This is a genomic window from Halomonas eurihalina, from assembly GCF_008274785.1.
In the GTDB taxonomy this organism is placed as follows: domain Bacteria; phylum Pseudomonadota; class Gammaproteobacteria; order Pseudomonadales; family Halomonadaceae; genus Halomonas; species Halomonas eurihalina.
On the sequence record NZ_VTPU01000005.1, the window covers coordinates 11,854 to 24,640 of the forward strand.

Consider the following 12,787-nt stretch of genomic DNA (forward strand, 5'->3'; position numbering starts at 1 on the left):
CCGGACGATCAGGTCGTTGCCCAGGCGGGCTGCCCCGGCTCGTAAGGCGCGCAACCGTCATAACGCCCCGGAACGGCGACAAAACGCAGCACTTCCTTGGCCCCGACTTCCGACGTGAAAAAGCCGAACAGGGTCAATTGCTTGATCATGGTGAAATAGTGAGGAGTGTCATCGGCTGCTACCTGGGCCTTGGCTTCCTCGTCGAGCCGGCTGACCAGTGTCTCGCGCTGGCTGCCATCCAGGCTCAGAAAATCTCGGTCATACTCCGCACGGCTGAGGGCATCGAGCTTCGCCAGGCCATTATGGAAGATCTCCTGTTCCTGTGGGGTATAGCAGTCGGTGACGAACACGGTCATGAACTCGCCAACCCTGGCGTCCTTGGCGCCCGGCGTATCGGTCCGTGGCAGGATGGTTTCCGCGATCTCGTCCAGGAGCCGGGTATCCCGGGCCTCGAACCTCCCCTTCCCTTTGGCGTCGGCACTATAGGCGAACAGGGCATTGCCACCGATCATGGCCGTTCCAGTCGCGACGGTGATCATTTTCAGCAGTTCACGGCGGTTCATCACAGGTTCCTCTTCTTCAACTCACTGACCGCGTGGTCGACCGCGCGAGCGGTCAGGGCCATGTAGGTCAAGGATGGATTGACGCAGGATGCCGAGGTCATGCAGGCGCCGTCCGTCACGAAGACGTTCGGTGCATCCCACACCTGGTTGTGCCGGTTGAGAACCGATGTCGCCGGGTCGCGGCCCATGCGCGCCGTGCCCATCTCGTGAATGCCCATGCCCGGCGCGTAGTCGTCTTCCTCTCCCTGGACATTCTTCACACCGGCGGCTTCCAGCAGGTCAACCGCGTCCTGGACCATATCCTTGCGCATGTCCCGCTCGTTCTGCTTGATCTCGACGTTCATGGCGAGGACCGGCAGGCCCCATTTATCGGTAATACTGCGATCAAGAGAAATCCGGTTCTCGTGGTAGGGCAGCATTTCACCGAAACCGGTCATGCCGATCGTCCAGCCACCGGGTTGGCTGAGTGTCTGCTTCAGGTCCGCCCCGATGTTGAGTTCTGCGATCTCTCGATCCCAGCGCTGCCGACTGGCCGACCCCTGATAGCCAAAACCACGCAGATACTGGCGACTGTCCTCCCCGACATTGCGGAAACGCGGGATATAAAAGCCTGCCGGGCGGCGTCCGAAGTAGTACTTGTCCTCGTAACCTTCCACATCGCCGCTGGCACCACAGCGGAAGTGGTGATCCATCACGTTGTGCCCCAGCTCACCGCTGCTGCTGCCCAGGCCGCCGGGCCAGACATCCGTGGCGGAATTCATCAGGATCCAGGTGGAGTTGAACGTGGAGGCGTTGAGGAAGATCACATCGGCGGTGTATTCGTAGGTCTGGTTGTTCTCGGCATCAATGACCTCCACGCCCCGCGCGCGCTTCTTGTCCTTGTCGTAAAGCACCTGGGTAACGATGGAAAAGGGCCGCAAGGTCAGGTTGCCAGTATTCATGGCGACCGGCAGCGTGGATGACTGCGTGCTGAAATACGCACCATAGGGGCACCCCAGCCAGCACTTGTTGCGGTACTGGCAATTCACTCGGTTCTGTTCGGGTTTTGGCTGCGTGATATTGGCCACCCGGCTGTGAATCAAGTGCCGGGTTCCACCGAAGGCTTTCTCGATACGCTTGGCGACATCTTCTTCCACGCAATTGAGCTCGATAGGCGGGAGAAACTGTCCATCGGGCAGAATATCCAGCCCCTGTCGACTACCCGCTATGCCGGCAAAGCGCTCGACATAGTCGTACCAGGGCGCCATATCCTCGTACCGGATAGGCCAGTCGATAGCGACACCTTCACGCAAATTGGCCTCAAAATCCACGGAGGACCAGCGATAGCTTTGCCTCCCCCACAACAGCGACCGACCGCCCACATGATATCCACGAAACCAGTCGAAGCGCTTTTCCTCAATGTAAGGGTTATCCTGCTCATCAGCCCACATCCCCATGGTTGATTCATTCAATGGGTAGTCGCGCTTGAGAACCGGAAATTTCTCTTTCATCTCCTGCGTTGGCTGGTCCCTATGAGGATAATCCCATACCTCCTTGGCTGCGTTCTTATAGTCTTTTATATGTTCAATGTTACGGCCACGCTCGAGAAGAAGAACTTTCAGCCCTTTCTCGGTTAGCTCCTTCGCTGCCCAACCGCCACTGATGCCTGAACCGACCACGATTGCATCATAATGATTTTCCGCCACGGCTTCGCTCCTTTGTTATTGAACTTGATGCCTGCGTCACACGTCACACGTCTTTATTGCCGACGCCAGCGACCTCTTCCTCTCTTCATGGCTTTCCCCGCTTGGCATGAACTCCTGCGCCACATAACCTTCAAATCCCGTTTCCGTTATGGCACGCATGATCGCCGGATAGTAAAGCTCCTGGTTACCATCGAGTTCATGCCGCCCCGGAACACCGGCCGTATGATAGTGACCGAAGTACTGATGGTTCTCACGAATGGTGCGAATGACGTCACCCTCACTGATCTGCATATGATAAATATCGTACAAGAGCTTGAAGTTCGGGGAATCCAACCTTTTGCACAATTCTACCCCCCAGTCAGTGTTGTCACATAGATAGTCCGGGTGATCGATCTTGCTGTTCAAGAGTTCCATCTGCAGCGTGACGCCTTGTCTTTCTGCTTGTCTCAGTATTTTCTTTAGTCCTTCCTCAGCATTGGAGAGCCCATCCTCCGGACTCATGCCTCGAGCATTGCCACTAAAACAGATGAGGTTCTTGTAGCCAGCCTCACTCACCAGATCGATATGCCGGCGGTAACTATCCACCAGGGCGGAGTGAAAGCTCTTGTCACTCCAGCCATCTTCCAGGTTAGGCTCCGCTCCATTACACATGGATGAGTCGATACCATGGCGCTTGAGAATGTGCCATTGGTTCGGCCCTACCAGATCAATAGCGGCAAACCCGACCTGCCGAACAAGCTGGCAAAGCTCCTCGAGAGAGAGAAAGTCAAATGTCCAACGTGCGACGGAATGGTGGATATTGCCCTTCAGCGCGGAGTCTTTCGGCGTCTTGCCGGCAAGTGCCTCGGGACCAAAGCGACCCAGCGCCAGCATGCCAAGAGTGCCGGTCGCGGTATTGCACAGAAAGCGACGTCTGCTGAGAGGATGTCTCACCATGTGAGTTCTCTATTGTCGGATCATGAGATGGATGACCGGCAATATAGATGATCGGCTGATCAAGCCAAGTAAGTCTTCCCGGACTTCCTGGCCTTCAGGCAGGTCACATCGCCGGTCCATGGTAAAGTGAGACCATCAATTCCTGGTCAAAGGTTATCCTTGAGAAAACGGTTTCCAACCGTTATGACGTCTTCAGGATCGAGCGGATGGTCGTGCTCAATGATGTACCACTTGGCACCAGCTTCTTCGACGGCCGGCAATATCGTTTCCCAATCCAGAACCCCATTACCCAGTGAGGTGAAGCCACCTTCTTTCGTTGCCTCGCCCTGAGGCGCATTATCCTTGGCATGTACAGCGAACAGGCGGTCATCGAAGCGAGTGACATACTCAGCAGGATCAAGACCAGCCCGCTCGACCCAGGCAAGATCGATCTCGCTTTTCAGGGCAGGGCCTGAAGCGTCGAAGAGCAACTCCAGCGCTGTCTTGTCACCATACTCCTGCATTTCGAAATCATGATTGTGGTAGGCAAGCGTCATATCTGCTTTATCGAGTTTTTCTGCCATGCTACCGAGTTCTTTCCCCAGCTCTTTCCAACCGCTGGCGCTATCGGGGCGAGCGTCCTCTTCGAGGTAGGGAATAACGATGGTGTCGTTTCCAACGGCCTTGTTGAAATCGACGACCTCACTGCTCTCGCTACGCAGTTCATCAAGGCCGACATGCGTGGCGATAATATCGAGATCGTACGTTTCCAGAAGCTCATTCATGCGTTCCGCGGATACACCATGATCTCCGACGGTTTCTATCGCCTTGACGCCAGCCCGATTGACGGCGGCAAACTGTTCTTCCGTGGAGCCATGATCTCTCATCGTATACATCTGTACGGCGATGGGCAGATCCAGGCTCTCTTCCATTGCAATGGCTGGTGCGGTAACGAATGATCCCATCATGAGCATGGACGCCATGATGGAAATTTTCTTCACCATTAATGTGATGTTGGGGCTTCCTATTGCCATGTCGTCGGGGCTCCTCTTCTTGATTCTTGTCGTCGGAAGACACCATGCCTTGCGGATCAAGGGTCGACCACGACTCACTTCACCAGCGGATGATGACATCTTCTATGTAACCGGTTACATATCTATAGAAAACTTCCTCCAGCTTCGCAAGATGCGTATCGGTAACTGCCGCCGTAACAGGTATCACCTGAACACCTGAATATTGCCGGAACCCCACAACCATGCCGATTAAAGGCAGAGGCATGATAAGCACCAAGCCGAATAAAACTTTGGTCTATAGGCCCTTTGTCTATGAAACTTTTATCTATGAAAGCTTTATCTATGAAACCTTGCCCTATGAAACCTTGCCCTATGAAACCTTGCCCTATGAAACCTTGGCGTATTAGGCCTTGTCTGAAAAGTCGACAAGCGAAGGTTAGACAAGGCGAAAATTTGCGAAAACGCGGAGTTTACAAGGAGTAAATGAGCATTTGAGCGGATTTTCAACGTCGTATAACCGAGCGTAGGCACTTTTCGGACAGTGCCTAGGCACTTTCAGTTGTCATCATCCTGCGAACATCATAGGTGGCAGGAACCACTTGTGTCTCAGGCAGGACCCGGAACGAAGATCGCGTGTGCGACATTTCGCACACCATGGCGGCCAGGCTGTGTGAAATTCCGGCCCGATCGCCCCTCCCCAACTTCGACCTTGGTCGCAAACAAAAAATGTAACCTACTGAATAACAAGCCTTGTCCCGCTTCTGGGGCGTTCCTTGCTATATGTTAGGGGCGTACACCCAAGTCGGTTCGGTACTGGATCGACGCTCCACAACCAGAATGCAAGGGAGACACGCCATGACCATCAAGACTTGCCTGATCACCGGCACGCTGACCGGCGCCATGCTGGTCGCCGGCAGCGCCCAGGCCGACCGTGCCGACTGGCCTGAAAACTTCACCGTGGGCACGGCCAGCCAGGGGGGCACTTACTTTGTCTACGGTTCCGGCTGGGCTAACCTGGTCGCCGATGAACTTGGCCTGTCCGGCGGCGGCGAAGTCACCGGTGGCCCCAACCAGAACCTTGCGCTGGTTCATGGTGGTGATGTGGCCTTCGGCCTGACGACCATGGGCCCGGCCGCCGATGCTGTGGCCGGCGAAAGTTCCCTGGCCCCCGGCGTGCCGATGGACAATGTCTGCGCGCTCTTTCCCATGTACGAGACGCCGTTCTCCATCACCACCCTGGCCAACAGTGGCATCGAGTCGATCTCCGATATCCCGGATGGCGCCAGCATCGGCTTCGGCCCAGCGGCTTCCACCTCCGACACCTACTTCCCGGCCATGCTCGAGACGCTGGGCGTCGAGTTCGATCGCCGCAACGGCGGCTGGAACGACCTGGGCGGCCAACTGCAGGATGGCCTGATCGATGTCATCGCCTTCGCCGCCGGCATCCCGATTCCCGCCGTCAGCCAGCTCGAGGTCCAGACCGACGTGAACATCATCGAGTTCACCGAGGAAGAGCAGGCCAAGGTGATGGAGGAGTTCCCGGTCTCCGCCTTCGAGATCCCGGCCAGCACCTACGAGACACTCGAGAAGGATGCCCGCGCGGTCTCCATGTGGAACTTCACCATTGCCGGTTGCGACCTGCCGGAAGACCTCGTCTACGAGGTCACCAAGCTGAGCATGGAAAATAACGACAGGATGCGCGACATCCACCGCAGTGCTGAATTCAGCGTGCCGGAGAACCTCAAGTACAACACCGTGCTGCCTTTCCACCCCGGTGCAGTGCGCTGGTACGAGGAGAACGGCTACGAGATCCCCGAGGATCTGAAGCTGTAAGCCACCGACCGCTCCATTGCCCCGTGCCGGCCACGCCGGCGCGGGGTTGCCTGACTGCTCCTCCGTCCCACACCCAAGGGTGTTTTCATGTCGCATACTCCCCAATCCCGTGACGAGGCTGCTCGCGACGAGGCCCAGCCTGTCAACGCCGAAGGTGCCGATGAGGTCGCCGTCGAGGCCAACCGCCGCCTCTATTACGGCTGGCAGTGGCTGTTGTTCGGCATCCTCGCCATTGCCTACTCGCTCTTTCACCTGGTCTCGCTCAATATCTATCCGCTGGAGACCTGGTCGTTTCGCATTCTGCATATCGCCGGTGCCCTGATCCTCGGCTATGGCCTCTACGCCGGCACCCAGTTTGCCGACGACGACAGTCGTCGCTCTGCTGCCTGGATGCGCTGGCTGAGCTACGCCCTGTTGGTTCCCGCGCTCTACGCCCTGGTGCGAGTGATCATGATGCAGCAGGAAATGAGCGCCGGCGCCATGCGCATTGCCCCGGAGATCGAGGCCTGGCACTTCGGCTACCCGCTGATCCTGGCCACCGTGGCCGGCATTCTGCTGTCCTGGAGCTATCGCCAGGTCCGGGACCGCCTCTCGCCGGCGGACTTGGTGCTGATGGTCTGTGCCTTGGCCGTGGCCGGCTATCTGCTGGTGATGTTCAACAGCCCGCTGCGCGCCTCCACCGGCACCTCCTTCGCGCCCATGGGCATTTCCTACGCGGCCATCGCCGGTTCGCTGCTGATTCTCGAGCTGACCCGCCGCGTTGCCGGCCTGGCGCTGGTGATCATCTCGGCCATCTTCCTGGCCTATGTATTCGCCGGCCCTTATCTGCCGGGCTTTCTCGGCTATCCGGGGCTCTCGGTCGGCCGCTTCTTCAGCCAGGTCTACACCGACGCCGGCATCCTCGGGCCGACGACGGCGGTGTCCTCGACCTACATCATCCTGTTCATCATCTTTGCTGCCTTCCTGCAGGCCTCCAAGGTCGGCGACTACTTCATCAACTTCGCCTTCGCCGCGGCCGGCCGTGCCCGCGGCGGTCCAGCCAAGGTATCGATCTTCGCCTCGGGACTGATGGGCATGATCAACGGTACCTCGGCCGGCAACGTGGTCTCCACCGGTTCGTTGACCATTCCGCTGATGAAAAAGGTCGGCTATCCGGCCCGCAGCGCCGGCGCCATCGAGGCCGCCGCCTCTACCGGCGGGCAGATCATGCCGCCGATCATGGGTGCCGGGGCCTTCATCATGGCCGAGGTCACCGGCATCCCTTACACCGAGATCGCCGTGGCGGCCATTATCCCGGCCATTCTCTACTTCCTGTCGATCTACTGCATGGTGGACTTCGAGGCGGCTCGCAAGGGCATGCGTGGCATGCGCAGCGACGAGATCCCGAAATTCCGTCGCCTGGTCAAGCAGGTCTACCTGTTCGCACCGATCATCATCCTGATCGCCGCCCTGTTCATGGGTTATTCAGTGATCCGCGCCGGTACCCTGGCGACGGCCTCGGCGGCCGTGGTGAGCTGGATCTCGCCGAACAAGATGGGCCTACGGGCCATCCTCAAGGCACTGCAACTGGCCGGCGGCATGTCGATCCAGATCATCGCCGTGTGCGCCTGCGCCGGCCTGATCGTCGGCGTGATCGCCCTGACCGGCGTCGGTGCACGCTTCTCTTCGCTGCTGCTCGGCCTGGCCGGGGTCAGCCAACTGCTGGCACTGTTCTTCGCCATGTGCATCTCGATCCTGCTGGGCATGGGCATGCCGACCACGGCGGCCTATGCGGTGGCCGCCTCGGTGGTGGCTCCGGGCCTGATCGAGATCGGCATCCAACCGCTGGTGGCGCACTTCTTCGTGTTCTACTTCGCGGTGGTCTCGGCGATCACCCCGCCGGTGGCACTGGCCTCCTACGCGGCGGCGGGCATCTCCGGCGACAGGGCCATGAGCACCTCGGTGGCGTCATTCAAGATCGGTCTGGCTGCCTTCATCGTGCCGTTCATGTTCTTCTACAGCCCGGCGATGCTGCTGGAAGGCTCCTGGATGCAGATCCTGCGGGTCGGCGTGACCGCCACCCTGGGCATCGTACTGCTGTCGGCCACCGTGCAAGCCTGGTTCTTCGGCCCGGTGAAGGCCTGGCAGCGCATCGTCATGTTGATCGGCGCGTTGTGCATGATCTATGGCGGACTGATGACCGACGTGGCCGGCCTGGCCATCGGTATCGTGCTCTTTCTGCTGCAGCGCGGTCGCAACGATGGCGGCACCCGGTCGGTGGCCTCCGACTGACACTTCCCCGCTCAGCGACGCAAAGGGCCCCGCCGAATCATTCGGCGGGGCCCTTCCATTTTTCGATCTAGACGGGCCGATAGCACTTGTCCCCGGCTCTCGTTCAGGCCGTGAATGCCTGTGTACAGAGCGACTCAAGTACGCAGGTTGTCCAATACCTTCAGTGTCGGCTCGGCCTGGTTGAGCGTATAGAAGTGCAGCCCCGGGGCGCCGCCGTCGAGCAGGCGTTGGCAAAGGCCCGAGATCACTTCCTCGCCGAAGGCGGCGATGGCCTCGCTGTCGTCGCCGTAGGCCTCGAGCTGCTTGCGGATCCAGCGCGGAATCTCGGCGCCACAGGCGTCGGAAAAGCGTGCCAGCTTGGCGTAGTTGGTGATCGGCATGATCCCCGGCACGATGGGCGCTTCCACGCCCAGGGCACGAGCACGATCGACGAAGTGGAAATACGCCTCGGCAGTAAAAAAGTACTGGGTGATGGCGATGTCGGCCCCGGCATGCACCTTGCGGGCGAAGTTCTCGAGGTCACGATCGAAGCTGGGCGCCTGGGGGTGGGACTCGGGATAGGCCGCCACGGCGATCTCGAAATGATCCCCGGTCTCCTCGCGAATGAACTCGACCAGTTCGTTGGCATAGCGCAATTCGCCGACTCCGCCCATGCCGGACGGCAGGTCGCCGCGCAGCGCCACCAGCCGCTTGACGCCATCCTCCTGGAAGCGCTTGAGCAGATCGCGCAGTTGCGCCTTCTCGCTGCCGACGCACGACAGGTGGGGCGCGGTATCGATGCCACACTCGCGCACTGCCTTGACGGCGCTCAGGGTGCGATGCTGAGTGGAACCACCGGCACCATAGGTCACGGAAAAGAAGCGCGGATCCCGTGTGGCCAGCGCATCCCGGGCACGCATCAGCTTGTCGCGCCCGGCATCGGTGTTGGGCGGAAAGAATTCGAAGCTGATATCCAGCGGGGACTGTTGCGCGCTCATCGGTGATTCCTCGTCTGTATCGGTGACGCAGCCATTGTGACGACTCGTGGACATCGGGACCAATGAAAGTTTCGCCGGGCGCCATCAATATAATTCATATAACAATCGGCGCAACGATAACCTGAAGATCTAAGCGAGTCGATGAGCCTCTCTGCCACTGACAGCTTCCTTCCACCCAGGCATGATAATCCTCCGCTTCGACTCAAGGATGGAGATATCATGACCCTGGAGCCCGGCACCCTGATGGGCCCGCTATGGACGCTTCTGGCCTTCGTCGGACTCGGCTGGCTCGCCGCGCGCCGCCTGTCCGTCGATCCACGCCCCATCGCCACCTTGCTGATCTACCTGATCGCGCCCCTGACCTTCTTCCGTGGCCTGGTGCTGGGCGGCCCCACTCCCGCCTACCTGCTGGTGACCGGCGCGCTCTTCCTCTGTGCCAGCCTGGTCGCCCTGATGGTCAATCGCCTGGCGCGCCATGCCCTGCCCGACGAGGAAAGCGCGGTCCTGGCCTTCTCGGCCGGCACCGGCAATACCGGCTACTTCGGCCTGCCGGTGGCCCTGGTGCTGCTGCCGCCGACAGGTGTGACGCTGTACCTGTTCGGGGTGTTGGGCGTGACCCTCTATGAATTCACCCTGGGCTTCTATCTGAGCGCTCGCGGGCGCTTCTCGGCTCGCCAGAGCCTGCTCAAGATCCTCCGCCTGCCGCTGATCTATGCCTTCCTCGCGGCACTGGCAGTCGAAGCACTCGGCATCGGCGTGCCCGACGCAGTCATGGAAGGGCTCGAGGTCTTTCCGCCGACCTATACCCTGCTCGGCATGATGATCATCGGCATGACGCTCGGCCGGGTGACGCTGCGCCAGTTCGACTGGCGCTTCATTGGCGCCTGCGTGGCAGTTCGCTACCTGCTGTGGCCACTTCTGGCGCTCGGGGTCGTGCTCAGCCTGCAGGCCACGGTCGGGTTATCGACAGAACTTGCCATGGCGCTGCTGTTGATCGGCGTGGTCCCGATGGCCGCCAATGTGGTGGTGGTCGCCATGGAGCTCGGTATCGCCACCGAGAAAGGCGCACTGGCCGTGTTGATCACCACCCTGGCCGCGCCGTTGCTGATCCCACTGTACCTGGGATGGATGGCGCCACTGGTCGGCGGCTAGGCACTGTCCGAAAAGTGCCTACGCTCAGTTATACGACGTTGAAAATCCGCTCAAATGCTCATTTGCTCCTTGTAAACTCCGCGTTTTCGCAAATTTTCGCCTTGTCTAACCTTCGCTCGTCGACTTTTCAGACAAGGCCTAGTCCCGTCCCAGGCCTGGCGCCACCAGTACCCGGCTCGCCGCAGGCCGACCCCGTACCCGCTCGATATAGGCCACCAGGCGCGGGGTCTCGGCGAACAAGTCCTCGGCGCGGGACAAACCGGCGAGATAGTCGAGCATGGGAGCGGCGATCGCGTCGGCGATGGTGAAGTCGCCTCCCACCAGATACTCTCCTTCGGCCAACTGCTCCTCCAGCAACGTCAGTACCTTGATGACCCCGGGCCGGGCGTCGGCTACCGCGTCCTCACGCACGGTTCCGCCTTCGCCCTTGGGAAACACGAACTCCAGCAAATAGCGCCGCACCAGGGCCTGATCCACATAACCGGCCAGGATACCGGTCCACTGATCGGTCTGCGCCCGAGCCCAGGTTTCCGCCGGCTGCAGGGCCGGCCCATCGAAGGCGGCATCCAGATAGCGGCAGATGCTGGGTGTCTCGATCAGGCGCCGTTCGCCATGCAGCAGGATCGGCACCTTGCCGAAGGGATGCAGCGCATAGTGCTCCGGCGAATGTATCGCCAGGGGCCGCCCTCCAGCCTCGGTGCCCAGCGTGTAAGGGATCGACTTCTCCTCGCAGCACAGCTGGACGCTGCGCACGAAGTTGCTGAACTGGGGGCCGACGATATGCACGGGTTGGATCATGTCAGGACTCCTATCGCGGGAAACGACTAACAGGCTAGACCGCCGCACCATATGTTCAAGAACATATGGTCATTATCATGGCATACTCGCCACGATGCCAAGGAGCTCCCATGCCCTGGAGAGACGATCACAAGCCCCGCACCCGCCACCAGATCCTGGGCGCCGCTGCCACCCTGTTCACACGCCACGGATTCAAGGGCACGACCATCGATGACGTAATGCGTCAGGCCGGCCTGACTCGTGGAGCCTTCTACGCCCACTTCGCCTCCAAGGGCGAACTCTATGCCGCAGCACTGCGACACGCCGCCCGAAACAACGCGACGCGCCTGCAGAACGCCGATCCACGGGAACGCGTGCTCGGTTATCTGAGCGAGGCCCACCGGCGCGGAGAGGACGTGAACTGTCCGCTGGCCTGCCTGGTCAGTGACGTCGCCCAGCAGGACGACCAGGTGCGCGAAGCCTATACGCGCCTGTTCGGCGGATTCGTGGCCCACTGCCAAACCGCCGGAGAGGAAGCGCGGGAGAATCGTCGGCGCGCCTTGCAGCAGGCCGTCACCATGATCGGCGGGATGGCGATCGCCCGCACCCTCAATGACGACGCCCTGGCCGAGGAAGTGCTCGACGCTTGCCGCGCACTGGCAGGCATCGAGAACGCCTAGAGTTAGAGGGCATGCCCTGAAGCTCAGGCGCCGCGGGTCGCTGCCCCGACCGCATCCGGCACGGCCTCGCCGGACTTGAGCCCGTTGGCCATGGCGGGTTCTCGGGCGATCACCTCACCGCGCCAGTCGATCAACTGCAAGTGACCATTGGGCGCTTCCATCAGCGCCGTGCAGTGCTCCACCCAGTCGCCGTCGTTGCAATAGAGCACGCCGTCCCGGGCGCGGAAGCCGGCCTTGTGGATATGCCCGCCGACGTAACCGTCCAACCCTTCCCGGGCTGCCTGATGCAGAGCGGCCTGCTCGAACTGGGCGACATAACGCTGGGCGGCACCGCTACGCCGCTTCAGCGCGGCGGCAAGCGACCAGTAAGGCATCCCCAGCAACCGACGCCCTCGGTTGCACCAACGATTCAGGGCCAGTACGAACTGATGCATGCCATCCCCTAGGGCCATCATCCAGGGGGCCATGCGGACATGGGTATCGAACTCATCGCCATGGCTGATCAGCAGGCGCCGACCATCGGCGGTGGCATGCACCATGCGATGTTCGATACGCACGCGATGGACCTTCAGGCCACACAACCTTCTGAAGGCGGCATCATGGTTGCCGGGGATATAGATGATCTCGCAGCCACTGCGTGCCAGACGCAACAAGCGCGCCACCAGGCGCTGCTGCGCCGGCGGGAGTACCGCTCGCTTGCGCATGGCGATGAGATCGACAATATCGCCGACCAGATAGAGACGCTCGGGACGCACGCGACGCAACAGACGTGCCAAGAGCTCCGCCTGACAGTCACGGGTTCCCAGGTGGACATCGGAGACGAACAGGGTTCGCACGGGCATGGGACTGGGCATGGGGCGATCTCCTAGCGATGCCCGCTCAGCATGCCCCAGCGCCATGACCGCACCATGGCGGCCAGAT

11 protein-coding genes are annotated in these 12,787 nt (G+C 60.5%); 4 read left to right on the forward strand and 7 right to left on the reverse strand.

What is annotated here, in order from left to right; translation table 11 throughout:
- Nucleotides 1–8 precede the first annotated feature (8 nt).
- The 4 genes from FZZ93_RS06380 to FZZ93_RS06395 form a co-directional block, all read right to left on the reverse strand.
- Nucleotides 9–563, reverse strand: a complete 555-nt coding sequence (locus FZZ93_RS06380; RefSeq protein WP_149321498.1) for a gluconate 2-dehydrogenase subunit 3 family protein — start codon at nucleotides 561–563, stop codon at nucleotides 9–11.
- Nucleotides 563–2,248 carry a GMC oxidoreductase gene (locus FZZ93_RS06385; protein ID WP_149321499.1) on the reverse strand — a complete coding sequence of 562 codons (1,686 nt, stop codon included), beginning with the start codon at nucleotides 2,246–2,248 and terminating at the stop codon, nucleotides 563–565. Before FZZ93_RS06385 ends, FZZ93_RS06380 begins: the two co-directional genes overlap by 1 nt.
- Before the next feature lie 36 nt (nucleotides 2,249–2,284).
- A complete protein-coding gene (locus tag FZZ93_RS06390; protein ID WP_149321500.1) occupies nucleotides 2,285–3,184 on the reverse strand; it encodes a hydroxypyruvate isomerase family protein in 900 nt (299 codons plus the stop codon).
- Between the two features lie 146 nt (nucleotides 3,185–3,330).
- The gene (locus tag FZZ93_RS06395) at nucleotides 3,331–4,197 is read right to left on the reverse strand and encodes a sugar phosphate isomerase/epimerase family protein (protein WP_149321501.1); all 867 of its coding nucleotides are present in this window, start codon (nucleotides 4,195–4,197) and stop codon (nucleotides 3,331–3,333) included.
- 834 nt (nucleotides 4,198–5,031) lie between these two features.
- On the opposite strand from FZZ93_RS06395, the gene FZZ93_RS06400 reads away from it, so the two are divergent.
- Nucleotides 5,032–6,009: a TAXI family TRAP transporter solute-binding subunit gene (locus FZZ93_RS06400; RefSeq protein ID WP_149321502.1), complete on the forward strand. Its 978-nt coding sequence runs from the start codon at nucleotides 5,032–5,034 to the stop codon at nucleotides 6,007–6,009.
- An 87-nt stretch (nucleotides 6,010–6,096) separates the two neighbouring features.
- Entirely contained in the window at nucleotides 6,097–8,280 is a 2,184-nt protein-coding gene (locus tag FZZ93_RS06405; protein ID WP_149321503.1) for a TRAP transporter permease, read from the forward strand.
- 134 nt (nucleotides 8,281–8,414) lie between these two features.
- Here the strand turns inward: FZZ93_RS06405 and metF are convergent, their stop codons facing one another.
- On the reverse strand, nucleotides 8,415–9,257 hold the full coding sequence (gene metF, locus FZZ93_RS06410) for a methylenetetrahydrofolate reductase [NAD(P)H] (RefSeq protein ID WP_149321504.1): 843 nt from the start codon (nucleotides 9,255–9,257) through the stop codon (nucleotides 8,415–8,417).
- A 219-nt stretch (nucleotides 9,258–9,476) separates the two neighbouring features.
- Here metF and FZZ93_RS06415 point away from each other — a divergent pair, with 219 nt between their 5' ends.
- Nucleotides 9,477–10,409 (forward strand): AEC family transporter, encoded by a 933-nt coding sequence (locus tag FZZ93_RS06415; RefSeq protein ID WP_149321505.1) that lies wholly within the window; start codon nucleotides 9,477–9,479, stop codon nucleotides 10,407–10,409.
- A 138-nt stretch (nucleotides 10,410–10,547) separates the two neighbouring features.
- Here FZZ93_RS06415 and FZZ93_RS06420 read toward each other — a convergent pair whose 3' ends face one another.
- A complete protein-coding gene (locus tag FZZ93_RS06420) occupies nucleotides 10,548–11,207 on the reverse strand; it encodes a glutathione S-transferase family protein (RefSeq protein WP_149321506.1) in 660 nt (219 codons plus the stop codon).
- A 110-nt stretch (nucleotides 11,208–11,317) separates the two neighbouring features.
- On the opposite strand from FZZ93_RS06420, the gene FZZ93_RS06425 reads away from it, so the two are divergent.
- Nucleotides 11,318–11,866: a TetR/AcrR family transcriptional regulator gene (locus FZZ93_RS06425; protein WP_246146128.1), complete on the forward strand. Its 549-nt coding sequence runs from the start codon at nucleotides 11,318–11,320 to the stop codon at nucleotides 11,864–11,866.
- 23 nt (nucleotides 11,867–11,889) lie between these two features.
- Here the strand turns inward: FZZ93_RS06425 and FZZ93_RS06430 are convergent, their stop codons facing one another.
- Nucleotides 11,890–12,720, reverse strand: a complete 831-nt coding sequence (locus FZZ93_RS06430) for a UDP-2,3-diacylglucosamine diphosphatase (protein ID WP_149321508.1) — start codon at nucleotides 12,718–12,720, stop codon at nucleotides 11,890–11,892.
- Nucleotides 12,721–12,787: the final 67 nt, after the last annotated feature.

Coding starts and splice junctions, on each gene's coding strand:
- FZZ93_RS06390 (WP_149321500.1), bottom strand. CDS start 3,184: ATGGTGAGACATCCTCTCAGCAGACGTCGCTTTCTGTGCAATACCGCG.
- metF (WP_149321504.1), bottom strand. CDS start 9,257: ATGAGCGCGCAACAGTCCCCGCTGGATATCAGCTTCGAATTCTTTCCG.
- FZZ93_RS06415 (WP_149321505.1), top strand. CDS start 9,477: ATGACCCTGGAGCCCGGCACCCTGATGGGCCCGCTATGGACGCTTCTG.
- FZZ93_RS06425 (WP_246146128.1), top strand. CDS start 11,318: ATGCCCTGGAGAGACGATCACAAGCCCCGCACCCGCCACCAGATCCTG.
- FZZ93_RS06380 (WP_149321498.1), bottom strand. CDS start 563: ATGAACCGCCGTGAACTGCTGAAAATGATCACCGTCGCGACTGGAACG.
- FZZ93_RS06395 (WP_149321501.1), bottom strand. CDS start 4,197: ATGGCAATAGGAAGCCCCAACATCACATTAATGGTGAAGAAAATTTCC.
- FZZ93_RS06400 (WP_149321502.1), top strand. CDS start 5,032: ATGACCATCAAGACTTGCCTGATCACCGGCACGCTGACCGGCGCCATG.
- FZZ93_RS06430 (WP_149321508.1), bottom strand. CDS start 12,720: ATGCCCAGTCCCATGCCCGTGCGAACCCTGTTCGTCTCCGATGTCCAC.
- FZZ93_RS06420 (WP_149321506.1), bottom strand. CDS start 11,207: ATGATCCAACCCGTGCATATCGTCGGCCCCCAGTTCAGCAACTTCGTG.
- FZZ93_RS06405 (WP_149321503.1), top strand. CDS start 6,097: ATGTCGCATACTCCCCAATCCCGTGACGAGGCTGCTCGCGACGAGGCC.